The organism is Meiothermus sp. CFH 77666, from assembly GCF_017497985.1.
Taxonomy (GTDB): domain Bacteria; phylum Deinococcota; class Deinococci; order Deinococcales; family Thermaceae; genus Meiothermus.
In genome coordinates this window covers 26,859-49,185 of sequence record NZ_JAGDFV010000023.1, presented here as the reverse complement: position 1 = coordinate 49,185, position 22,327 = coordinate 26,859, and the positions used below count along the sequence as shown (strand labels likewise).

The window sequence follows — 22,327 nt, the reverse complement described above, 5'->3', positions numbered from 1 at the left end:
GTTGAGTGTTCAGGTGAAGCTGGTATAAACCATCCCGTTGCAGCTTTGGGGCTTTTGGCCGTAGGCTTTGAGCCGATGAACGTATTGATCATCCATGCCCACCCCAACCCCAATTCCTTCAATGCAGCCCTACGCGACGTGGCTGTCCGCACCCTGAGCCGCTCAGGGCACAGCATTTTGCTCTCGGATCTCTACACCATGCGCTTCAACCCCGTGCTGAGTGCGCGGGAGCTCCAGGGCGACCTGAGTGAAATCCAGCCGGAAATAGACAAGGTTCGCCGCGCCGATCTGTTGCTCTTCCAGTTTCCCGACTGGTGGTACGGGATGCCTGCCATCATGAAAGGCTGGATAGACCGGGTGTTTGCCTTTGGCTTTGCCTACGACGACGAGCATTCTTTTGAAAATGGTCTGCTGCGGGGTAAAAAGGCCATGCTGAGCCTGACCGTAGGAGCCCGCGAGGACTATTACCGTCAAGCGCCCCAGCGCGACCTCATGCGGGTACTCGAGCCCATCCACTACGGCATTCTGGCCTACTGTGGCCTGGAAGTGCTGCCCCCCTTTATTGCCTACGGGCCGGGTGAAATGAGCGAGGCCGAGCGCAAAGCCACCCTCGAGGCCTTCCGGGAACACCTGCATAAACTACCCGAACTCAAACCCCTTCACTTCAGCTAAACTTCAGCCTGGAAGACTAGGCTCTGGTCATGCACCGACGCACCGTTCTCAAGGGGCTGGCCGCCTTGCTAAGCGGCACCAGAGGCTTTGCACAAACCGCGCCCAATCCTGCCAACCCTGCCTTCCACAAGCTAGCCGCTACCTACTCCGCCCAGAACCGAGGCATTTCCCTTCTGGTGATGGTAGACGGCCAGATTGTGTTTGAGGATTACCCTGGCAGGGGTAGCCCCACCCGCGCCCACGAGCTGGCCAGCGGTACCAAGAGCTTTTGTGGGGTGATGGCCGTGGCTGCCGCACAGGACGGACTCCTCTCGCTGGACGAGCCCCTGGCCCAGACCCTGACCGAGTGGCAGGGCGACCCCCTGCGTTCACAAATCACCCTGCGCCAGCTTTTGCACCTGACCAGCGGCATTCCGGGCGGCACCCTGGCCCGCCCCCCCACCTACCAGGCCGCCATCCTGACCCCTGCCGAGGCGCCCCCGGACACGCGGTTTTCGTATGGCCCCATTCCCTTCCAGATTTTTGGCGAGCTGATGCGCCGAAAACTGAAGGGCGACCCACTTCAGTACCTGCAGCGCCGCCTGTTCGAGCCGATTGGCCTCGAGTACGCCTTCTGGCGCCGGGGTTCCGACGGCAACCCCCACCTGCCCTCCGGGGCCTTCCTGACCGCCCGCAACTGGGCCCGCTTTGGGGAGCTGGTGCGAAACGAAGGGGTCTGGCAGGGGCAGCGCGTGGTGGACACCGCGCTCCTGGAAAAGTGCTTTGAGCCCTCGAGGGTCAACCCCATCTACGGCCTGACCTGGTGGCTGGGCCGCCCCATCAGCCCGGCAGAGCGGGCCGCCATTGGCCGTGTAGGGCAGGACATAGACACACTGGCAGGCTCCCCTGGTCTGCCCGACGACCTGGCGGTTGCGGCAGGAGCCGGCGACCAACGGCTCTACATCAGCCGCAAGCTCAGGCTGGTGGTGGTACGCCAGGCCGAGGGTATTGTAGAAAGCCTTGCGGGGCGCAGAACGGCCTTTTCGGATGCCACATTTCTGCGCCTCTTGCTCACCGGCCAGCCATGAATCGCCATACGATAAACTGCCAGCGTGACGCAAGGTGAAGTGCGCGAAATGGTCTGGAGCGCCCTGGCACAGCACCGGGCTGCTACCTACCCCACCCCACCCCACGGACACCACCCCAATTTTGTGGGGGCCAGTCGGGCTGCCGAACGCCTGATGGCTTTGAAGCTATGGCAACTGGCTACGGTAGTGCTGGCCGGCCCCGACCAGGTGCTCAAACCCTTACGAGAGGCCGCCCTAAAGTCTGGAAAAATCGTCCTGATGCCGCACCCGGACAAAGCCGGAAAGTACCTGAGCTTGGAGGGCCTCCTACCCCACCAGCTCAAACGGGTGCGGGAAATCGCCCAACTGGGCAAACCCGTCGAACTCCAGCAAACCGCCATTGACCTGGTTCTGGTAGGCAGTGTAGCCGTGGACGAACAGCGCAACTGGATCGGCAAGGGCTATGGCTTTCCCTACAAGGGTCTGCAAGTGGCCGCCCCCTGGGCCACCCTGGCCCATACCCTGATGGTGTTTGAGCACCTCCCCTGCCCGCCAGAGCGCACCGTAGACCTGATTGCCACCCCTCATCAGGTAATGGGCATTTGATGTCGGCTTTAGGCGTATAACCAACTTTAGGCAACGCACGAGGTGGGGGTGGGTGGCGGGAGGTAGGTGGTGGTTGATAATCCCCTACCCCCTATTCCCTACCTTCCACCTCCTATGATGTGCACAGTGTCGAAGCAAAAATGGTTTGACTGTGTAAAACCGTTCATTTGAACGGACTATCAGCTATCGGCCATAGGCCATCAGCTATCTGCTAAGCCCCATATCGCCGCCGAGGCCAGCTCAACCAGGTTGCCAGCGGGGTCGTAGACGTACAAGCTCCGGCCCGCTTTCCACTCGGCCCAGAAAACCGGGTAGCCGTGGGCCTCGAGCCGCGCCGCCCAGTCTGGCAGTTCCTCTGCGGGTACCCTGAAGCACACATGCACGCTGCCCTGTGCGCCATGCGGCGGCAAGACGGTTTCTTGCTGGGTGGCTTCGGGGTTGAACACCAGAAAGACCCCCGGCCCTGCGCGAAAAAACAGGTGCCGCCCCGGCTGCTCGGCAAAGAGCTCGAGGCCCAGCAACCCCTGGTAGAAGCCCCTGGCGGCATCCAGGTCGGGCGCGTACAGGCAGGTCTCGAGCACCCCCGCAATCTTCATCAGAACCTCCGCTAGGCCCGCCGGTTCGCTTCGGCCAGCGCCCGCAATCCGGCGGCCAGGCCGGGCTCGAGGGCCTCTTGGCTGTAGCGCCACGACCAGTTACCCCCCAGCCTGCCGGGATAGTTCATGCGGGCCTCGGGGCCCAGCCCCAGCACGTCTTGCAGGGGCGCTACCGCCAGCTTGGCCGGGCTTTTGAAGGCCAGCTCGATCAAGGCGCCCGCCACTTCGTATTCCGACAGGCAGCGGATATCGTAACGGGCCAAGTAGTCGCGCATGAAGGTGCGTTCGGCCTCGGGCGCAGTGCGGAACCACCCCAGGCTGGTGTCGTTATCGTGGGTGCCGCTGTACACAATCACGTTGCCATGCTTGGGGTAGTTGTGCGGCAGGAAGACGTTGGTATCGTCGGAAAAAGCGAACTGGAGAATCTTCATGCCGGGAAAGCCAAACCCATCGCGCAGGGCCTCCACCTCGGGCGTGATGACCCCCAGGTCTTCGGCAATAATCGGCGCATCCCCCAGCGCCGCCCGCACCGCTTTAAAGAGTTTTTCACCCGGCGCCTTGACCCACCGGCCCTGGATGGCGTTGGGCATGCCAAAAGGGATTTCCCAGTAGGCCTCAAAGCCCCGAAAGTGGTCAATGCGTACCAGGTGGCATTGCTTGAGCGACTGCCGAATACGCGAAACCCACCAGGCAAAGTGCTCTTCCTCCATCACCTCCCAACGGTAGAGCGGGTTACCCCAGAGCTGGCCGGTCTCGGAAAAGTAGTCGGGCGGAACACCCGCCACCACGGTAGGGTTGCCATCGGCATCGAGGTAAAAGTACTGCGGGTTAGCCCACACGTCCGAGGAGTCGAAGGCCACAAAGATGGGCATGTCCCCAATAATCCGAATGCCCTTCGACTCGGCGTAGGCTTTGGTCTTGCCCCACTCGGTGTAAAACAACCACTGAATCCACTCGTGCAGGGCCACCTCGTAGGCCAGCTCTTCGCGGGCTTTGGCCAGGGCTGCCGGTTTGCGGTCGCGCAGCTCGGGGCTCCACTCGTTCCAGGGCTTGCCGCCAAAGCGGGTCTTGAGCGCCATGAAGAGCACAAAGTCTTCCAGCCAGGCTTGTTCGGCCTGAATAAAAGCCTCCAGAAGCGCTTTATCCTGCGCAGAACCCCTGGCCTGGAACCCGGTGAAGGCCCGCCTCAGGAGGGGCCAGCGGGTCTCGTAGAGCCAGCCGTAGTTCACGCTATCGGCGGGGTACTGCGGGGGTTCCTCGGTATTTTCCAGCCAGCCCTTTTCGATGAGCATTTCCGGGTCTATCAGGTAGGGGTTTCCGGCAAAGGCCGAGAAGGACTGGTAGGGCGAGTCGCCGTAGCTGGTAGGGCCTAGCGGCAATACCTGCCACCACTTAGCGCCAGTGGAAGCCAGCCAGTCTATAAACCGCTTGGCCTCGCGGCCCAAAGCCCCCATCCCCCACCGGCCCGGAAAGCTGGTGGGGTGAAGCAGAATCCCAAACGAACGTTCGATTTGCATAGTAAGGCCAGTCTATCCCACCTGGGCGCAGGATGGAAGCGCTTCTATTGCCGTAGATCCCCTTGGTTTTTTCTTTCAATATATCCACCGAAACTCAAAACCCAAGCGTGGGCCGGGCCCGGCCCACGCTTGGGTGTGTAATCCGCGTCTGGGGCCAGGCGTATTCTCGTTTTCGTGGGCGGCCACATCTGCGAAAAGCACTGTATACGACCTGTGGTATTTGGATCGGTAGAGCTATTCCAGCTTGGCTCACTTGTTTCCTCGGTAAACCAGCAAAAACCACAGCAACAGATGGAACCCCAGGGCCACACCCGTTAGAAGAGCTCCCCAAGGGTTTCCCAGGCGCCACAGCCACAGGCCGCCTGCCACGGCCAGCAAGACCATCAGGCCCCAGCCCTGGCTGTAGGTGGGACTGCCTGGAAAAAACAGTTGTACCCCCCGCCGCCAGGCCAGGTAGCCGTCCACACCCTGGGGCCGGGGAAGGAAGAAGCATAGCAAGTGGTAAAGCGCGAACAACAGAATTGTAATGGCAATGACCCAGGCCCAGAGTGGACTGGGCCAGATAGGGAGGTCGCGCCAGACTGCCAGAAAGTCGGTGCCCAAGCCTTGCAACTCGCTCAAGCCCACTGCTGCGGCGATGATTCGGGGGGTCGGCACAGCCTCGCGCACCACCCCGGCATCGCGGTAAACCGCCGTCCAGAAGTCGCCGCCGAGGCCCAGCGTCTCCCGTACAGATGCCGAAGACGGAGCCCTTCGGTAAGCCTGCGCCAGGGCCTCGGGCGTGCCGCGCCCAAGCAAAACGTACGTCCAGGGTGGGGCGGCTGCATAGAGCCGCTTTGCCTCGCTGGGGTTTTCTTTGGCCAGTGCATACGCCAACAGACCTTGTAGCGGCGCGGTGTTTGCAAAGCTACGCAGGGTTTCCTGGGCGGCACTCGAGCGTAGGGTACCCCGGGTCAGGCTGTCCTGGGCAACAAGCGCCTCGGAGCGGGCTGTCAGGCCCCAGCCCAGCAGGGCCAGTGCAGCCAGCAGAAACAAAAAGAGCAGCAAGGTGCGTTCACCAAGAGAGGTATAGGCCAGCACACTGTGGCGCAGGCGCAGGAGGGGATGCCGGAGCCAGCCCGCCAGCCAGCCGCCGATGGGGCGCACCCCGCGCAGCTGGGCAGGCAGGTACATCAGGGTCAGGTACAGCAGCATCAGGCTGTAGAGCCCCAGCAAGACCCAGGTAGCTGCGGCCATATTGGCCGAGGTGAGGGGGTTTTGCCAGCTTGCCACCTGGCGCAAAGCCTCGCGGTAGCGCTGTCCCAGGTCGGGGCGACCCTGGGCCTCGAGCCAGCCCACCTGCTCCCACAGCATAGCCCTGGCACCGGGCACCTGGGGCAGGTACTTCAAAAAAAATTCCGACCAGACCAGGCTTTGCTCGAGCCCCTGGCTTCGTGCAGCCCGTATCTGCATCAGCCAGGGCTGGAGCCACTGCATCACCCCCGGGCCCCAGGCCAGCTCGGGGCGGTGGCTGCGTTGCAGCAAGTCCTGCCCCACGGCCTCGAGGTCGGCGGGGCCGATGCTTCCTACCTCGCGGCTGAAGTAATACCAGTAGGGCCGACCGGTGGTGGGGCTCTGGTCGAGTTCGCGGGCCCCCGCAGCGCTCAGGGTCTGGTGGTACTCCCGAATGACTGCCAGGTTTTCCCACCTGCCCTCAAAGGGCTTGCCCGTAAAAGCGCTCAGGCCCAGCCGCCGCCCATCCTCGAGCAGCACCGTTAGCTCGGCATCGGCGTCCAGGGCCCGAACATCCCCCGGCGGGTAGTGCTGGGCCACCACTTTGGGGTTTTGCAGATCTATTTCCAGCACCAGGGGCCCTCGGGCAATAAAAGCGCGCTGCCCCAGCAGCTTGGGGCCGATCCACTCCCCCTTGAGTGGTAGTTTCCAGTTGCCCAGCACCAGGCCCTCGGGCCCCAGGGTGGGCGGGGCTATCTCGGGCCGAGTGGGGGCGGGTTGGGGGGGGCTGGGGGGTGAGACCGGCGAGGAGGGTGCGGCAGGGGCGGCTCGCACTCGAGTCTGCGCTTCCACCGTGCGCTCCCCTACCAGGATGCTGATCTTGTACACCCCTTCCGCGCTCGGTGTCCAGGCCGTGGATATGTTGCCATTGAAGGTCTCGAGATCTACCTCGGTAGCTGTGGTATCCGAGGCAATCTTGAGGGAGTACCGGCCTGGGGGAAAGTCTGCCCCGCGAATTTCCAAAGGCTGCCCCACCGGGGCTTCGGGCGGCACGGTCAGGCTCTGGGCCAGCGTTGCGCCAAACAGGAGAACTCCCGCCATCCATCGCATACCGTCATTTTATTCCACTGCCGAGTGAGGCAGTAAACGCAATTCCGAACAGGGCTGGGATGAATTGCTTTTTAGCAAGGGAAAAGACATGTTTCGCTGATACAATAGTTCGGAAGGTTTCAAGGAAGTACGATTATGACGTAAACAACGTTTTCTCGGGGCTGCTTATTTTTGTGTATCTCCGCCTTTGGGCCGACAGTGACAAAATTCAAACGGCTTTCCTGGGCGCTGTTATGTAGTAGATTGCTAAATCAAACTAGGGAACGAGGCTCTTTGCTTTGAACATGTCGCCCCTGAACTGCCCCAAAAATCTTCCGAACCATTGGCTGATAGTCAAAGGTGCATAAAAAGGGTTCTCCAAGGGGCTTATTCCGCTAATAGCCCAAAGCCGGAGGATAAGTGCTTCTACTGACTGGTTGCAACCGGCTCGGATAGGCGCAGTGTTGCCTGTTCTCGCTCAGGGCAGTAAAACCGGGCCATGTACTATACTGAAGTTCGGGTCTACGAACGGTAGGCTTGTGGAGGTTTTGCTAAATGTCAGATAAAAAGCCGGTATACCTTACCGCGGAGGGCAAAGCGCGGCTCGAGCAGGAACTTGCCTATTTGAAAACCGAAAAAGTACAGCAAATTGCCGATGAGATGGGCCGGGCCATTGCCGAGGGCGATTTGCGTGAAAATGCTGGCTACGACGAGGCTCGGCGGGCCATGTGGCAAAACAATAGCCGCATCGCGGAACTCGAGGACATCCTGAGCCGTGTACAGATTGTCGAATCTGGCAACGGCATTCCTACCGAGGTGCAGATTGGGGTGACGGTAGAGCTCGAGACCCCTACCGGCCAGCGCATGAGCGTTACCATGGTGGGTAGCCACGAAGCGGATGTATTCAGCGGCAAGATTTCCAATGAATCCCCCCTGGGCCAGGCTCTGATGGGCAAAAAGGTAGGCGACGAGGTGCAGGTCAAAAGCCCCAAGGGCAGCCAGACCTATGTGGTGGTTGAACTGGTATACGCCTGATGCCTTGCCGATAGCTGATGGCTGATAGCTATAATCCGAAGGCCAAAAGCTCAAAGAACGTCCATATTGTTGCAACCCGTAGGTTTGTCCTCGTTCGGTTACCTACCGAAGGGTCAGGGAGCTTGCATGCGAACCGAAACTTATGGCTACATTACCGATCAAGACCTTTGCTATGGTGCTTTCCGCCCCGGCGCTTTGGCGTTAGGCTAATCGCATATGCGAATCCTTGTTGCCAACGATGATGGCATCTTCTCGCCCGGAATCAAGGCTTTAGCCTTTGCCCTGCGGGAGATTGCCGAAGTAAATGTAGTGGCTCCCGATGTGGAGCAGTCGGGTGTGGGCCACAGCATCACCTTTCGCAGACCGCTGCGCTTTAAGCACACCGCCTCGGCAGGGTTTGGCGAGATTCCAGCCTACCGCGTGGATGGAACCCCAGCAGACTGTGTGGTGCTTGGCAGCAGGCTCCTGGGCTGGCCCGATTTGGTGGTCTCGGGAATTAACATTGGGGTCAATATGGGCCTCGATCTGACCCACTCGGGCACTGTGGCAGCAGCGCTGGAAGGGGCCTCGCTGGGCATTCCCTCCATCGCGTTTAGCCTAGATGCTTCTGGCGAGGAATTGCACTTTGAAGAAGCCGCCCAAAACGCGGTTCCGATTGTGCGGTGGGTGCTGAAGCACGGTCTGCCCAGTAAAACCCTGCTCAATGTCAACTTTCCCAACCGGACGCCGCAGGGGGTCAAGATCACCCGGCTCTCCACCCATCGCTACGAAGATTCCATTGTTGAAAGGATAGATCCCGATGGGCGGCCCTACTACTGGGTGGCCGGCAAGCCCACCGCCGAGTTGGAGGAAGGCACCGATTTCTGGGCCGTTCAGCACGGTTTTATCTCGGTAACGCCCATTACCCTGGACTACACCAACCACGCTTTTGCTGCCGAGCTCGAGCGCAAATTTACCCTGCAACCCCGCAGGGCTAAAGCGGTAAAGCCCCGGGCGGCCACCAGGAAAGACCCTTCTGCCTCTAAGAAATAGAGCACTCTTCACCACCATTTGAGCCCTCCAACTTCAAGAACGCTTTGTCCCGGACAGAACGCTGGCTGTCTGGACGGATGGCCGGGTCTGTGAAGAGCGCGATACTTGAACGCCCTGGATAGCAAGGGAGCTGAGGGGTAGGAAGTAGGGTGTGGACGTTGAAAACCCATCACCTACCCTCATCCAGCGCGTTGCTGAAGGTTGGCTATGCGCCCATAAAACCTGAGGGGTTTCAGGTGAGCTGAGGATGGGGAGCAGAAGCCCTTTTGAGCGAGATGCTGAAAACCGAGCCTTTGCCGGGCTCGCTCTCGGCCCACACGCTGCCCCCGTGGGCCTCCACAATTGAGCGCACGATGGCCAGCCCCAGCCCGCTGCCGCCCCGTTCGCGGTCACGCGCCTTATCCACCCGGTAAAAGCGTTCAAACAGATGGGGGAGGTGCTCTTTGCTGATACCTTCGCCGTTGTCCTCTACCCGGATCACCACCCGCTCGGCCAGGTCGAGCACTACCAGACGAATATGGGTAGAGTTGGCCTTGATGGCGTTGGAAACCAGATTGGCAATTACCTGATGCAGCCGCTCGGGATCGCCCAGCACCCATACCTGATCGGGCGCCTGTACCTCGATACGGCCCTCAAAACTTTTGCTGTATTCTTCCTGGATTTCGTTCAGCACCGTTTGCAGGTGTACCGAGCCCAGCTCCACCTTCCAGCTTCCGCCGGTTTTGGAGAGCTCGAGCAGGTCGCCCACCAGCTTTTGCATGCGCTCGGCTTCTCGTTTGATGATTTCCAGGCTCTCGCGCTGCTGCTCCGAGACCTGGGTGCGCCGCAGCAGGTAGCTGATATGCCCCAAAATGGCAGTCACGGGGGTGCGCAGTTCGTGTGAGGCATCGGCCAGAAAGCGGCCCTGGGTTTCCCAGGCGCTCTCCAGCCGGGAGAGCATCCGGTTGAGCGACCGAACCAGCGAGGCGACCTCGTTGTGGCCCTCGAGTTCGGGTAGTTTGTCGGGTTTGTTGCTGACCTGCTCGGCTTTTTTAGCCACCCACTCCAGGGGTTCCAGGGTCTGCCGTACCAGCCGGAAGGCCAGCAGTCCGCCAAAAATGAGCACCAACAGGGCCGTGGCGGTGTAGGTGCGGGCAAAATCGGCCAGGGTGCTTTCGATGCTTTCGGTGGACTTGCCTACCAGCAAAATGACCAACTGCTTGCCCTGGGGGATTCCGGCAATCTCGGTCTCGAGGCGCTCGGCCCGCACCCGCAGGGGAATCTGGCTGCCATCGGGGCGGGTCAGGGTGGTCTGGGTGTAAAACCCTCCGGAACGCAAGACCTCCTGCAAGCCTTTTTCCGAAAGCATGAGGGTAGCGTTACCCAGCGCCAGCGACTGGGCAATCGGGATGGCAGCTCCTTGCAGGATGTCGTTGGCAGTGGGGTTTGGGAAAGGTACCCACAGGGCTTGCCCGTAAACCGTGAGGGGGAGGCCCTCGAGGTTGCCCCGTTCTTGAATGAGCCGCTGAGCGCTTACCGAAGTCTCGACCAGTTCGCGCCGCAGGTTGTCGTAAAGCGTGAACTGGAGGGTTCCATACACCGAGCCCCCAATCAAAAGCAGCGAGAAAGCCAGCAGCGCTAGCGTGAGCAGGGTGATGCGGGTTCGGAGGGTCATGGTTTAAGGCTTATAGCCCATAGCTGATAGCCATATCAGGATCTCGGCTATCAGCTATGGACTATCGGCTATTAGCTAGTCCTCCCTAAGAACATACCCCACCCCGCGCACGGTGTGGATCAGGCGGCGCTCGCCGGTGCCCTCGAGCTTCTTGCGCAAATACCCGATGTACACGTCCACCACATTGGAGCCGCCCTGGTAGCCGGGCCAGACCTTTTCTTCAATCTCGAAGCGGCTGAAGACCTTGCCGGGGCTCTTGGCCAGCAGTTCCAGCAGCTCGAACTCCTTGTTGGAGAACTCGATGCGCCGCCCCCCCCGGTACACCTCACGGCCCTCGAGGTTGATAATCAGGTCGGAGACCCGGATCTCGCCGGTGATGGCGGGCGTCACCCGGCGCAGGTGGGCGCGGATGCGGGCCAGCAGCTCCTCGATGCTGAAGGGCTTGACCAGGTAGTCGTCGGCCCCGGCGTCCAGTCCCTCCACCTTGTCCTCCACCCGGTCTTTGGCGGTCAGGATGACAATGGGCACATTCGAGGTCTTGCGGATGCGCCGGGCCACCTCGAGGCCGTCCATCACCGGCAGCATCAGGTCCATCACCACCAGGTTGGGGTTGGTCTCGCGGAAACGTGAAAGCCCGGTGATGCCGTCGTAAGCCACCTCGGTGCGGTAGCCCTCGGCCTGGAGCTCGAGTTCGATAAAGCGGGCGATGTCCTTCTCGTCTTCGACGATCAGGATCAGGGGTTGATCCATACCTTCCATGCTAGCAGGGTAGCCGGACTTCTCATGAGAATCATGGCTAATCCACTAAGGATTAACTCACTTTGACGACTTGGATGAGACCATGACAGAGAGCGGCTGTAGCTAATGTGGGTAGCCCTTGGCTTGAAGGATGTTGTAGGTCGCAGATCTCATGCCGTCTTTACTTGAACCCCACTCACATTCAAGGAGGTAGGGGATAGGGGGCAGGGGTTAGAGGCGCAAAACTGCTTCCCCCACCATGTGCGTTACTGCAAGTTGGCCCTACGCCTGAAGCCAGCATCATTGGATAGCTGCCAAAACGGCACTCCAGTTGCCTCAAATACGCAGATGAACCACCGTCACCCCGTGGCCGCCCTCGTAGGGCAGGGCGTCGTGGAAGCTGTCTACCCGGCGGTCGCGTTTGAGCGAATCGCGCAGGGCGTTGCGCAAGGCCCCCGTACCCTTGCCATGCAACAGGCGCACGGGGGTGGTGGCGGTGGCCTTGGCTTCGGCCAGGTAATCGTCCACCGCTAGCAAGGCTTCCTCCACCGTCAGGCCCCGCAGGTTGAGCTCGCTGGCAATTTTGGCTTTGTGCTGGACACGGCCCGCCGGTTTGAGGGGTTTAGGTTCTTCCTTGGGCCGCAAACGGGTGATGGGTACGGTGAGGCGCACCGCACCCATTTGCAGCACGGCTTCCTGGCCCCGAAGCTCTACGATGGTTCCCTGGCCCCCATACTCCGGCACCTCCACCACCGACCCCGGTTGTAAACCTGGCTTGGGAGGTGTGGTTTTTTCCGGGCGCTGGTAACGGCTGCGAAGCTGGATGAGCTCCTGCAAGGCCTGGCCCTGGCCCTGGGTTTTGCTGCGTTCGCGGGCCTGGCGGATACGCTCCTGCGCTTCCCTTACCACCTGTTCGGCTTGGGCTCTGGCTTCCTCGAGCAAACGTTCCTTGTTTTGCCTTAGTTCGGCGAGTTGCTGGGTCAGCTCCTGCTCCAGGCTCTTTAGCCTTTCCTGCTCGCTCTCGGCTGCCTGCCGCGCTTCCCGCAAACGTTCGCGCTCGAGCTCGAGGGAGGCCAGCAGGCGCTCGAGCCGCCCCCCTTCGGGCCCCAGCAGGGCCTCGGCCCGCTCGAGCTGGGCCTGCGGAAAGCCCAGCCGCCGCGCAATCGAGAGGGCATAACTGCGCCCCGGTGCCCCTACTACCAGCTGGTAAGTGGGTCGCAGGTGTTCCAGGTCAAAGCGCATCGAGGCGTTTTGCACACCGGGGGTGTCCTGGGCGAAGGCCTTGAGGGGGGAGAGGTGGGTGGTAATCAGCCCGCGTACCCCCTTGTTCAGTAAGCCTTCCACAAAGGCTTGCGCGAGCGCGGCCCCCTCCTCGGGGTCGGTGCCGGAGCCCAGCTCGTCCACCAAAACCAGGCTATTCGGGGTGGCGGCCTCCAGCACTTCCTTGAGCTTGAGCACATGAGCGGCAAAGGTAGAAAGGCTCTGCTGAAGCGACTGCTGGTCGCCGATATCCACAAACAGCCTGTCCGGGAAGGCTATTTCGGCGGTTTCGGCGGCCACAAACAGCCCGCACTGGGCCATCAGCACTGCCAGGCCCAGGGTTTTCAAGAGGGCGGTCTTGCCCCCCATATTGGGGCCGGTTACCAGCAGGATTCGCCGCTCTGCCGAGAGGGCCAGGTCGTTGCTGACGGGATTGGCGATGAGGGGATGGCGGGCGGCCTTGAGAAGATAATGCCCCTCCTGGTTTAGCCGGGGCCGCACCAGGTTCCAGTCCTCGGCCAGGTGCGCGGCAGCGCGGGCGATGTCGAGCTCGGTGAGGGCCTTCAGGGTATGGTCTAGCTCGAGGTCGTTGCCCAGAATGGCCGATAACTCAAAGAGCACCCGGTTGACCTCGGCCTCCTCCTCGAGCTTCAGGCTGGCGAGCTGGTTGTTGAGGGGCACCACCGAGGAAGGCTCCATGTACACGGTGAGCCCCGAGTCGGACTGATCCAGGATGATGCCCGGAATTTTATGCTGGAAGCTGGCCTTGACCGGAATCACATAGCGTTCGCGCCGCAGGGTGATGAAGCGCTCCTGGATGGCCTCCGGGTGCCGATCCATGAGCTGGTGAAGCCTGTCCTGAATCTGCTCGCGCAAAGGGTTCACCCGCCGGCGGATTTCCCGCAGCCGGGGGGTGGCCTCGTCGCGTACATGGCCCGCTTCGTCCAGGCATTCCCGGATGCGCCGCAGGAAGTAGGTGTGCTCCCCCATGCGGGCGGCCAGGGCCTTCAAATACTCGCCAATCTCCAAAAGCTCGTGCTTGAGGGCCACCGCCGATTCCAGGCTGGCGGCCACCTCGCGCAGTTGGGGCCCCTCGAGCCGCAGCCCCTCCCTGGCGGCGGCCAGGGCGGGCCGCAGGTCGGAGATGCCCCCCAGCCGGTAGGGGTAGGCCAGGGCCTCGGCCACGGTGGCCTGCTCTGCCAGGGCTTCCGCCAGGGTTGCCCTGGGCGACAGGGCCAGGAGTGCCTCCCGCCCCATAAAGGTAGAGGCCCGCTCGGCCAGTGCCTCACGGATACGGTCAAAATCCAGCGATTCAAGAACCCCCTGCATACCCAACCCAAAGGGCCAGTATAGCTCAGCAGCCCGTGCAGGATGCGACCTGCGTTACCTAGCGCGGGCTTTTATTTGGCTACATTTCTTGGCTGCAGCCCCCTCACCCGGCGACACCGGGTTGTCGTTAGCCGTGTTCCAGTCGGCAAAATGGGTACAAAGCAAAGGTGCGGCGTCGCCACCCTCTCCCACTGTGGGAGAGGGAAAGGGGAAACTGTAAAAGCCTGACCCTAACGCTGCAAGCGAAATATTCCCAGGCCCGAGAGCCGCACAGTGCCTTCTACGGGTTGGCTCGTCAGCAGATTTTCGGCCTTTGGGAGCTGTACCTCGGTGGGCTCCAGAGCCGCATACACCCAGACCTCTTCCTCCTGGTACCGGCGCTGGTAGGCCAGAAGCTTCTCGGAAACCTGCAAGGGGAGCAACCCTCCCCGTCGCAGGGCGGGCACCTGTTTCCTGAGCCGAATGAGGGTCTTGGTCCAGTCCCGCACCTCCTGGTTCCACCGCCCTTCGTCCCAGGGAAACGTTCCCCGGCACATGGGGTCGCCGTTCCAGTCGTGGTAGGGGTTGGTCTGGTTGAGCCCGATTTCGTCGCCGTAGTAGAGCCCCGGTGCGCCGGGAAAGGTGAGCAAGATGCCCAACGCCAGCTTGAAGCGCTCCACATCCCCCTTTAGCCGCCAGAGTGCGCGGGGGATGTCGTGGCTGCTGATCAGCGTGTACATGCTCTGGCGAAGCTGGAGGGGCAGGGCTGCATAGTGATCCCACAGGGTCTCCCAGAGCTGAAGGGTGGAAACCCGCACCTCCCAGCCGTACACATTTTTCCCCGACAGCCACTCCATCAGGGGGTTGGCAAACCCTGCGTAGTGCATGGAGCCATCCAGGGTGTGGGCCCGCAGGGTGGGCAGGGTGTCGAAGAACAGCTCGCCAAACACGAAGGCCTCGGGGTTTTCTTCCAGGCTATTGTGCTTGATGAGCCGCAGGAGCTCGGCATTGCGGCGATCAGTGCCCCCCTCTCCCATCTGATGGGCCACATCCAGCCGCCAGCCATCGGCCCCCTTGCGAATCCAGTGCCGCACCGGGGCGTGGTAACCATCCAGCCAGCGCTCCACCGTGAGGGGGTTGGCGTAGTCCAGCTTAGGAAGCGTTTTGACCCCAAAGAAGGCTGCATAGGAGCCGTCGGCATAAAAGGTGAACTGCCCGGCCTCGGGGGCGGTGGGGTCGTGCAGGGCTTTCTGGAAGTCGGGGTGGGTGTTGCCGATGTGGTTGAACACCCCATCCAGCACCAGCCTCATGCCGCGCTGGTGTAGTGCCTCCACCAGCCGGTCGAAGGCTTCATTGCCGCCCAGGTGGGGATCCACGTTCAGATAATCGCGGGCATCGTAGCGGTGATTGGAGCCTGAGGGCAGAATGGGGGTGAGGTAAAGGGCCTCAATGCCCAGGTCTTGCAGGTAGTCCAGTTTTTCCAGGATGCCCTCGAGGTCGCCGCCGTAGTGCTGGATGGGCCCCTCACCCGGCCCGTAGTCCACCGGCTCGTCCCAGTGTTTCTTCACAATGGGGCGGCCCATATACATCCACTCCCCGGTCTGGGGGTCGTTGTGAGGATTGCCGTTGCGAAAGCGATCCGGGAAAATCTGATAAAACACTGCCCCCACCGCCCAGTCGGGTACGGTGGGCTGGGCCAAAAGGTGAAAGAACCTGTCGTAGCGCGGCATGGCCCCGTGCAGCCCGTGCGCGGTCAGGTAGGCTTTTTCCTGGGTCAGGAAGAAGCAGTAGCGCAGAGGCGAGCTGTAGAGCGGCAGATGAATCTCCAGCCCGCCCGCCACGGCCTTCATGGGCCGACGCTCCACCTCGCCGTAGCGCTCGAGGATCAAAAACCCCTCTTTGGCCGGTGTCCGGAGTCGCAGGGTGATTTCCTGTCCCAGCTCGGGCTTCAGGGGGTCTACACAGAAAGGCTCCCAGTCGTGGTAGTGCATGAGGAAAAACTAGCTGGTAATGAATCAAAAAGCTAGGGCGGGGGTCTCAACCATCGGATTTCCCGAACCAGGGTCTGCCAGAAACGGGGCCTAGCCTCGGGCAGCGCGTGCCATTCGGCCTGCGAGAACACCAAAGCCTCGGTTGGCACAGGTAGAAGCTCGAGGGGCAGGCGGCGCGTACGTTCCCAGGGAGCCTCAGGCGTTTCCTTGACCACCAGTATCAAGTCCAGGTCGCTGCCCGGGCCTGCTTCTTCCCGTGCGTAGGAACCAAAGTATCCAGCGGCCAGAAGCCCGGGAACCTCCACCTGCGAGAGCCAGTCCTGTAAGGCCTGCTCAACCTCGATCCGACTGGGCCATCTGAGCACGGACGAATTCAAGGATCGCTTGGGCATGGTTCAGAGCCTCCTGGCTTTGTTTTAGACCGTAATGCTCGGCGGGCGCGCCTGCCGGAAAAGCGTCAGGATAGCGCGTGGGGATGTAGAGAGCATCTAACGCACGGGCCATATCAACCAACTCGGTAGGCGCCGAAAAAGGCAGCTCTCGCAAGAGCCGGGCCACCAGGTGACCCCACACTTCCTGGCCCAAAAAAAGGTGCAGGGCTTTCAGGGCTTTCTCAGCAGACTGGTGAGCGGCAAAACAGGCCCATTCGTGCCGACCGGCCTCGAGGGCAATGCGAGCCATACTTAAGTCCTTTTCGGCTTGCAGCAGCCAGTCGGGCGCACGGTTCACGCCCGTATTGTACGCTACTCCTTCACCGAGCCTGCGGTGTATCCCGACACGAAATAGCGTTGGAACCCGTAGAAGGTCAGCAGAATGGGCAGCGACCCCAGTACCGCCGCCGCTGCGAACAGCCCCCAGCGGGTGGAGAACTGGCCGGTGGTGAAGTTGCGAAGCCCCATCCCCACCGTCCAGGAGTCCACCCCGGTGAGGAACAGGTTGGCCACGATAAACTCCGAGTAGGTGCCCACAAACTGCAGCAGGAAGATAAACACGAACATGGGCGCCGAAAGTGGCATCAGAATTTTGGTAAAAACCTGCCACTTGCTGGCCCCGTCAATCAGGGCGGCCTCCTCCAAACTTTTGGAGATGCTTTCCAGAAAACCCTTGTAGACCCAGGTGCCAAAGCTGATGATGCCGCCCGAGTAGGCCAGCACCAGGCCGGTAAAGGTGTTCAGAAGGCCCAGGTTGGAAATCAGGATATAGGTCGCGACCAGGCCCAGGAAGCCGGGGAACATCTGGATAAATATGAAAACCAGCAACATGGTATAGCGGCCCGGAAAGTTGAAGCGGGCAAACGCATAGCCTGCCGTAGCGGTCAGCAGTACCGCCAGAATGCCGGTAATGCCGGAAACAAACAGGGTGTTCCGCACCCAGAGCACAAACTTGGCCTCGGTGCCCTGGCCAGTGAACTGAGCGGGGGAGAGGAAGATGACCAGGATGAAACCCAGGATGGCAAAGACCGTCAGGCTGCGACCCTGAAGTAAAGCCCAGGGGCTATCGGTTCTGTCGTCGCCAATGATACGGCGATAGGCAGCCATGGCAATGACAATGATCAGGCATAGGGCTGCAATCGCCAGCAGCACCGCCTGATAGGGATAGAGGATGAAGCCATCGAAAAGCTTGGCGTAGTTTTCCCAGCTAAGCTGCGAGAAATCTGGAATGACCCGGGCCCGCACCAGCAGATTGTCGCTGGCCGGGGACAGAATGCGATACAGGGTGTTGCGGGGGTCGAATGAAGCAGCCAGGATTTGCAGCACCGGATAATAGGCAAAGACCAGCACCATGAACATGAACAGGTGCGTGAGACCCTGCCCAAACAGGGGTAAAAAGCTGCGCTTGCGACTGGTGCGGCTGTTGTTGATATAGGTGACCAACCAGGCATAGGCCAGAATCAGCCCAATGATGATTAGAAGGCCGCTCAGGGCATAGACCCAGCCGTTCTCGATGCGAATAAAACCCGGCGGGGTGTTGGGCTGGATGCGGGTCAGAAGGCCGGGAAAGTAGACAAAAAGCACCCAGGCGACCATGAGCCCGAACACCGCCCAACCGAGATAACGCGATAAGGCAGCCATTAGCGCACCTCCTTAAGGGCTCCGGTAAAGCGGAAGTTGATGAGGCTAATGGCCACCGTGAGGAAGAAAATCAGGATGGATATGGCTCCTCCCAGGCCATAAGCCTGGCCGCCGTCGGCCTGGAAGGCGGTTTTGTAGGCCCAGGTAATGAGGATGTCGGCAGCCTGGGCTGTGGAGGGGCGCCCTTCCACACCCGGTTGGGGGCCCATCAGATAAATCAGCCCAAAGTTGTTGAAGTTGAAGGCAAAAGACCCCAGCACCAGGGGAATAAAGGGTTGTCGCAACAGGGGCAAGGTGATGCCGGTGAGGGTCTGGAGGCCGTTGGCCCCATCTATTTTGGCAGCCTCGTAGACGTCATCCGGGATGGTGGAGAGGGCCCCCAGAGTTGCGGTCATCCAGTAGGGGAACCCCAGCCACAGGCTGATGAGCAAGGCCGACATCTTGAACCACTCGGGGTCGGTAAGCCAGGGAACCGGATACGAGCCCAGCAGCCCCAACAAGCGGTTGATAGGGCCAAACTGCACGTTGAGCATGGCGGTGAAAATTTGCACGCTGATGACCACCGGAATGGCCCAGGAGATGATCAGGGCCGTGCGATAAAAGCCCCGCAAGGCCAGGTTTTTGTTGTTGAGTATCAGACCCAGAACGAGCCCCGGTACAGCCCCCACAATCACGGCTCCCGCTGCGAAAATGATGTTCCAGATCAGCACTGGAATCAGAATGGTGCCTGCCCGGCTAAAAATCTCGGCAAAATTGCGGAAGCCGATAAACTTGAAGTCGTTGATTTTGTAGACCAGGGTGGGGGTGAAGGGCGGAGGCGCGGTGAGGGTGATGATGCCCTCGCTGGCCTGCTCTGCGGTCACGCGGGCTCGCTGGGTGCGGGTGGTGATTTCCAGGGCCTGGCCGGCGCAGTCGGGCTGGTCGCAGCGCAGTAGGTCGTGGGCGTTGCCGTCCACAAACAACTGCCGTCCCTCCACGCGCACAATCTCGGTCTCGGTGGAGCGGTCGGGTTTGCCGTTGCGGATGCCAGTGTAATCGGTGAGACCGTAATAGATGGTCAGGATGATGGGAAATAAGGTGAAAGCTAGCAAGAAGGTGATGGCCGGGAGGAGGTAGTACCAGTCGGTCAGATAGGGAACCCGCCGTCCCAGCAATACCAGAATGGGGATGAGGACAATGGTGCCAAAAACCAGAATCAGATAACCGGGGTAGCTTTCATCCACCGGCCTGGGGAAAGCAGCCTGTAAACCCCAGAAAATTAGCAATCCGGCCAGCGCGGCAACAATCAGGGCTCCACCCAACAACCCAATCGCGATCAAAAAACCTCGAGCGCCAGGGGGGGAACGATACATAAAAGACCTCCGTTAACGTTGTTTGGTATAAACCCAACCAACGAACCTTTTCGAACGCCCCCAGCATATACTTTGGGAGCGTAATTTGTAAGGCCCTCGAGGCTTGTTCTTGCAGTGCTGGTCATGGTGGAAACGCTTTTTTGTTCTACTCAAAATCCTCGGTTCGGCTTCGCATACGGCTTGCTATGAGGCCCGCAAGCCGGTGCATCGGTATGGGATATGGAGGCACTATCACTTGACGCAACACCCATCGCGCCTCACCATGAGATTCAAGGTGATCGAGACCGGACGTCTCAGTGTCATCAACCCGCCCCGCGAGGCCCCACAGTTCACCCCCGAACTGCTGGAACAGCTGGCCAGGCGGGTATCGCTGTTCGGTGAGCGGGCTTACCAAACCCTGTGCGCCCCCTTCGACGGAAGCGTACTGGGGAGCATTCCGATCTGCACTCCCGAGGATGTCCAGCAAGCTGTACAGCAAGCCAGAATGGCCCAGGCGGCGTGGGCTAAAGTGAACCCCAAAGCCAGGGCGCGCATCATGCTGCGTTTTCACGACCTGCTCCTGGATCGCCAGGACGAAATCCTCGACTTGACCCAGTACGAAACCGGCAAGGCCCGCCGCGATGCCCAGGAGGAGCTGTTGGACTCGGCCATTGTGGCGCAGTACTACGCCACCCGCAGCCCTGGCTGGCTGCGGCCCCGGCGCACCGGTGGAACCTTTGTGGGCCTGACCCAGACCTGGGAATACCGCCATCCGGTGGGGGTGGTGGGGGTGATCTCGCCCTGGAACTACCCGCTGGTCATGGCGGTCAGCGAGCCGATTCCGGCCCTGATGGCGGGCAACGCGGTGGTGCTCAAGCCCGACCCCCAGACCACCTTTACGGCCTTGTGGATACAGGCCCTGATGCAAGAAGCCGGTCTGCCCCCCGACCTCTTTCAGATTGTGACCGGCGGGGCGGAGGTAGGGGCGGCCCTGGTGGCTTCGGCAGACTTCATCGCCCTGACCGGCAGCACCCCTACGGGGCGCAAGGTGGCCCGGCAGGCCGGGGAGCGGCTGATTGGGGTGAGCCTCGAGCTCGGTGGCAAAAACCCCATGCTGGTGCTGGAGGATGCCAACCTCGAGGCCGCCGTGGACGGGGCCATTCACGGGGCCTTTGCCAATGCGGGGCAGCTTTGCGTCTCGCTCGAGCGCATTTTCATCCACGAAAAAGTCTTCGATGCCTTTACCCGGCGCCTGGTGGAAAAAACCTCAGCCCTGCGGCTGGGGGCTACCCTCGACCACCGTTCGCAGATGGGCTCCCTGACCGTACAGCGGCAGTTCGACACGGTGCTGGCCCACGTACAGGATGCGGTATCCAAGGGCGCTAAGGTGCTGGCGGGCGGCCGACCCCGACCCGACCTGGGCCCGCTCTTTTTCGAGCCGACCATCCTGACCGACGTAACCTCCGAAATGCGCGTGTACAGCGAGGAGACTTTTGGCCCGGTGGTGAGTCTGTACAGGTTTAGCGACCTCGAGCAGGTACTCACCCTCATCAACCAGAGCGAGTATGGCCTCAACGCCAGCGTCTGGACCAGGGATCTCCGCAAGGGCCTCGAGGTGGCCGCGCGCATCCAGGCCGGAACGGTCAACATCAACGAGAGCTACGCTGCCGCCTGGGCCTCGATGGATGCGACTATGGGAGGCTTCAAGGCCTCGGGGCTGGGGCGGCGGCACGGCCGGGAAGGGCTCTACCGCTTTACCGAGGTGCAGACCATTGCTATTGAGCGCTTCATACCCGTTACCGGGCCGACCTGGCTGCCGAGGGGCTGGTATGGGCGCATCGTAACGGCGGCCCTCCGGGGCTTCAAGTGGCTGGCCCGCCTGTGGTACCGGGTATAGAGCTACGAGGTGGGCACCCGGCCCAGGGGCTCGGTGGGCTGAGGGCTGCCGCCGGGGGGCTCGAGGCTCACCCCCATGAAGTCGAACCCTTCGTAGTCGGTCTCGAACACCCGCCCCGAAAAAACCCCCAGCGAAACCGGCTTTTCGCCGTTCTTGCGGCCCCAGGCCTGGTAGACCCTGCCCGGAGGCGGAGGCTCGCGCAGCACCATCAAGCAGGGCCCCTCCTCGCGCCATAGCATGGTGCCAAAGGGCTGGCCCTGGCTATTCTTGATGAGTTGCCACTTCACCTCGGGGTCGGCCAGCCAGCGGGCCAGCTTGGCCTGTTCCTGAGCGAGCGCCTGGTACTGCCGGTGCAGGCTCACACCCCAGCCCCCCACACCCAGTCCCAAGAGCACCAGCAGCGCAGCCGCCCAGGGCAGGAAATTCCGCTTTGGAAAGGTTCTACGCCGAATCTGTTCCCATACACGCGGGGGCGGAGCCACCGGCGGCAAGCTCTCGGGAAGCCGGTGCAGTACCTCTCTAAGTTCAGTAAGCTCTCGGCGCAGTTCGGGAGAGGATTGCAGGGCTTGCTCGAGCCGGTCTTTCTCCTCGCCCTCCAGTAGCCCCAGGGCATAGTCAGGCAGCAACTCGCGGAGGTCTTTCATGCTTCCTCCGAGACCTCGGGCCCACCTAGATACTCGCGTAACTTGAGCAGGGCCCGGCGCAGCCGGGTCTTGACCGTGCCCAGCGGCAGGTGGTGGCGCTCGGCCAGCTCACTGTGGCTGTAGCCATCGAAAAAAGCCTCCTCGAGCAGCCTGCGGTCGGTGGGTTCCAACCTGTGCAGCGCCCGGCTGACCAGAATCCGGTCGGTGGGGTCGTCCTGTCGCCACAGCCCCAGCTCCTGGTCGGGGTTGTGCAGGTCAAGGTCCTCAAGCTTCTGGGGCCTTGCCTTTCGGCTGCGCAAGCGCGACAGGGCAAAATTCCGGCCGATGGTGAACAAAAACGCGGTCACGCCCCCACGCTCGGGCTGGTAGCGGGCGGCCTCCCGGTAGAGCTGAACAAAACTGTCTTGCAAGATCTCTTCGGCCTCCTCACGGCTCTGGAGCATCCGCAGGAGAAGCGCGTACAGCGAGGGGCTATGGCGACGATATAGCTCTTCCAAAGCACGCTCATCCCCCTGGGCGAGGCGCGACATCAGGGCAATGTCTGGCTCCACGCCTCTATTCAACAATACGGCGGGCTCTGGCGCTATAGATGTTCAAGTATATTAAATCCTCAAGCACTAGTTCCTC

General features: G+C 61.3%; 19 protein-coding genes. 6 read left to right on the top strand and 13 right to left on the bottom strand.

The genetic code is table 11. From position 1 onward, the window contains the following. The first annotated feature begins 75 nt into the window (after nt 1–75). The 3 genes from J3L12_RS12180 to J3L12_RS12170 are packed head-to-tail and all read left to right on the top strand — an operon-like array spanning nt 76 to nt 2,324. Nucleotides 76–672, top strand: coding sequence for an NAD(P)H-dependent oxidoreductase (locus J3L12_RS12180; RefSeq protein ID WP_208015327.1), 597 nt, complete (start codon nt 76–78; stop codon nt 670–672). Between the two features lie 29 nt (nt 673–701). After that, nucleotides 702–1,739, top strand: coding sequence for a serine hydrolase (locus tag J3L12_RS12175; RefSeq protein WP_208015326.1), 1,038 nt, complete (start codon nt 702–704; stop codon nt 1,737–1,739). A 24-nt stretch (nt 1,740–1,763) separates the two neighbouring features. Beyond that, the gene (locus J3L12_RS12170; RefSeq protein ID WP_208015325.1) at nt 1,764–2,324 is read left to right on the top strand and encodes a 5-formyltetrahydrofolate cyclo-ligase; all 561 of its coding nucleotides are present in this window, start codon (nt 1,764–1,766) and stop codon (nt 2,322–2,324) included. 200 nt (nt 2,325–2,524) lie between these two features. On the opposite strand, the gene J3L12_RS12165 is transcribed toward J3L12_RS12170, so the two are convergent. The 3 genes from J3L12_RS12165 to J3L12_RS12155 form a co-directional block, all read right to left on the bottom strand. Next, a complete protein-coding gene (locus J3L12_RS12165; RefSeq protein WP_208015324.1) occupies nt 2,525–2,920 on the bottom strand; it encodes a VOC family protein in 396 nt (131 codons plus the stop codon). An 11-nt stretch (nt 2,921–2,931) separates the two neighbouring features. Continuing rightward, nucleotides 2,932–4,437: a 4-alpha-glucanotransferase gene (gene malQ / locus J3L12_RS12160; protein ID WP_208015323.1), complete on the bottom strand. Its 1,506-nt coding sequence runs from the start codon at nt 4,435–4,437 to the stop codon at nt 2,932–2,934. Between the two features lie 249 nt (nt 4,438–4,686). Continuing rightward, entirely contained in the window at nt 4,687–6,759 is a 2,073-nt protein-coding gene (locus tag J3L12_RS12155; RefSeq protein ID WP_208015322.1) for a hypothetical protein, read from the bottom strand. A 534-nt stretch (nt 6,760–7,293) separates the two neighbouring features. Here J3L12_RS12155 and greA point away from each other — a divergent pair. Both greA and surE read left to right on the top strand, forming a co-directional pair. Further along, entirely contained in the window at nt 7,294–7,773 is a 480-nt protein-coding gene (gene greA, locus J3L12_RS12150) for a transcription elongation factor GreA (protein ID WP_208015321.1), read from the top strand. A 216-nt stretch (nt 7,774–7,989) separates the two neighbouring features. Further along, nucleotides 7,990–8,805, top strand: coding sequence for a 5'/3'-nucleotidase SurE (gene surE / locus J3L12_RS12145; protein ID WP_243455192.1), 816 nt, complete (start codon nt 7,990–7,992; stop codon nt 8,803–8,805). Between the two features lie 232 nt (nt 8,806–9,037). Here surE and J3L12_RS12140 read toward each other — a convergent pair whose 3' ends face one another. From J3L12_RS12140 to J3L12_RS12105, 8 genes are all read right to left on the bottom strand, one after another. After that, nucleotides 9,038–10,459 (bottom strand): HAMP domain-containing sensor histidine kinase, encoded by a 1,422-nt coding sequence (locus J3L12_RS12140; RefSeq protein ID WP_208015320.1) that lies wholly within the window; start codon nt 10,457–10,459, stop codon nt 9,038–9,040. A gap of 75 nt (nt 10,460–10,534) precedes the next feature. Further along, entirely contained in the window at nt 10,535–11,209 is a 675-nt protein-coding gene (locus J3L12_RS12135) for a response regulator transcription factor (protein ID WP_208015319.1), read from the bottom strand. 324 nt (nt 11,210–11,533) lie between these two features. Continuing rightward, entirely contained in the window at nt 11,534–13,786 is a 2,253-nt protein-coding gene (locus J3L12_RS12130; RefSeq protein WP_208015318.1) for an endonuclease MutS2, read from the bottom strand. A 230-nt stretch (nt 13,787–14,016) separates the two neighbouring features. Further along, nucleotides 14,017–15,756 (bottom strand): glycoside hydrolase family 13 protein, encoded by a 1,740-nt coding sequence (locus J3L12_RS12125; protein ID WP_208015317.1) that lies wholly within the window; start codon nt 15,754–15,756, stop codon nt 14,017–14,019. A 32-nt stretch (nt 15,757–15,788) separates the two neighbouring features. Continuing rightward, nucleotides 15,789–16,148: a nucleotidyltransferase domain-containing protein gene (locus J3L12_RS12120; protein ID WP_208015316.1), complete on the bottom strand. Its 360-nt coding sequence runs from the start codon at nt 16,146–16,148 to the stop codon at nt 15,789–15,791. Beyond that, a complete protein-coding gene (locus J3L12_RS12115; protein WP_208015315.1) occupies nt 16,090–16,485 on the bottom strand; it encodes a HEPN domain-containing protein in 396 nt (131 codons plus the stop codon). Before J3L12_RS12115 ends, J3L12_RS12120 begins: the two co-directional genes overlap by 59 nt. A 14-nt stretch (nt 16,486–16,499) precedes the next feature. After that, complete coding sequence (locus J3L12_RS12110; RefSeq protein WP_208015314.1) at nt 16,500–17,828, bottom strand: sugar ABC transporter permease; 1,329 nt, start codon at nt 17,826–17,828, stop codon at nt 16,500–16,502. Further along, nucleotides 17,828–19,180 (bottom strand): ABC transporter permease subunit, encoded by a 1,353-nt coding sequence (locus J3L12_RS12105; protein ID WP_208015313.1) that lies wholly within the window; start codon nt 19,178–19,180, stop codon nt 17,828–17,830. Before J3L12_RS12105 ends, J3L12_RS12110 begins: the two co-directional genes overlap by 1 nt. A gap of 262 nt (nt 19,181–19,442) precedes the next feature. Here J3L12_RS12105 and J3L12_RS12100 point away from each other — a divergent pair, with 262 nt between their 5' ends. Beyond that, complete coding sequence (locus J3L12_RS12100; RefSeq protein WP_243455191.1) at nt 19,443–21,056, top strand: succinic semialdehyde dehydrogenase; 1,614 nt, start codon at nt 19,443–19,445, stop codon at nt 21,054–21,056. 2 nt (nt 21,057–21,058) lie between these two features. Here J3L12_RS12100 and J3L12_RS12095 read toward each other — a convergent pair whose 3' ends face one another. Beyond that, nucleotides 21,059–21,700 carry an anti-sigma factor gene (locus J3L12_RS12095; protein ID WP_208015312.1) on the bottom strand — a complete coding sequence of 214 codons (642 nt, stop codon included), beginning with the start codon at nt 21,698–21,700 and terminating at the stop codon, nt 21,059–21,061. Then, nucleotides 21,697–22,251 carry a sigma-70 family RNA polymerase sigma factor gene (locus J3L12_RS12090; RefSeq protein ID WP_208015311.1) on the bottom strand — a complete coding sequence of 185 codons (555 nt, stop codon included), beginning with the start codon at nt 22,249–22,251 and terminating at the stop codon, nt 21,697–21,699. Before J3L12_RS12090 ends, J3L12_RS12095 begins: the two co-directional genes overlap by 4 nt. Nucleotides 22,252–22,327: the final 76 nt, after the last annotated feature.

What these genes read in the sequence shown, in the direction of transcription:
- J3L12_RS12180 (WP_208015327.1), top strand. Translation starts at nt 76, where the DNA reads ATGAACGTATTGATCATCCATGCCCACCCCAACCCCAATTCCTTCAAT.
- J3L12_RS12175 (WP_208015326.1), top strand. Translation starts at nt 702, where the DNA reads ATGCACCGACGCACCGTTCTCAAGGGGCTGGCCGCCTTGCTAAGCGGC.
- J3L12_RS12165 (WP_208015324.1), bottom strand. Translation starts at nt 2,920, where the DNA reads ATGAAGATTGCGGGGGTGCTCGAGACCTGCCTGTACGCGCCCGACCTG.
- malQ (WP_208015323.1), bottom strand. Translation starts at nt 4,437, where the DNA reads ATGCAAATCGAACGTTCGTTTGGGATTCTGCTTCACCCCACCAGCTTT.
- J3L12_RS12155 (WP_208015322.1), bottom strand. Translation starts at nt 6,759, where the DNA reads ATGCGATGGATGGCGGGAGTTCTCCTGTTTGGCGCAACGCTGGCCCAG.
- greA (WP_208015321.1), top strand. Translation starts at nt 7,294, where the DNA reads ATGTCAGATAAAAAGCCGGTATACCTTACCGCGGAGGGCAAAGCGCGG.
- surE (WP_243455192.1), top strand. Translation starts at nt 7,990, where the DNA reads ATGCGAATCCTTGTTGCCAACGATGATGGCATCTTCTCGCCCGGAATC.
- J3L12_RS12140 (WP_208015320.1), bottom strand. Translation starts at nt 10,459, where the DNA reads ATGACCCTCCGAACCCGCATCACCCTGCTCACGCTAGCGCTGCTGGCT.
- J3L12_RS12135 (WP_208015319.1), bottom strand. Translation starts at nt 11,209, where the DNA reads ATGGATCAACCCCTGATCCTGATCGTCGAAGACGAGAAGGACATCGCC.
- J3L12_RS12130 (WP_208015318.1), bottom strand. Translation starts at nt 13,786, where the DNA reads ATGCAGGGGGTTCTTGAATCGCTGGATTTTGACCGTATCCGTGAGGCA.
- J3L12_RS12125 (WP_208015317.1), bottom strand. Translation starts at nt 15,756, where the DNA reads ATGCACTACCACGACTGGGAGCCTTTCTGTGTAGACCCCCTGAAGCCC.
- J3L12_RS12120 (WP_208015316.1), bottom strand. Translation starts at nt 16,148, where the DNA reads ATGCCCAAGCGATCCTTGAATTCGTCCGTGCTCAGATGGCCCAGTCGG.
- J3L12_RS12110 (WP_208015314.1), bottom strand. Translation starts at nt 17,828, where the DNA reads ATGGCTGCCTTATCGCGTTATCTCGGTTGGGCGGTGTTCGGGCTCATG.
- J3L12_RS12105 (WP_208015313.1), bottom strand. Translation starts at nt 19,180, where the DNA reads ATGTATCGTTCCCCCCCTGGCGCTCGAGGTTTTTTGATCGCGATTGGG.
- J3L12_RS12100 (WP_243455191.1), top strand. Translation starts at nt 19,443, where the DNA reads ATGAGATTCAAGGTGATCGAGACCGGACGTCTCAGTGTCATCAACCCG.
- J3L12_RS12095 (WP_208015312.1), bottom strand. Translation starts at nt 21,700, where the DNA reads ATGAAAGACCTCCGCGAGTTGCTGCCTGACTATGCCCTGGGGCTACTG.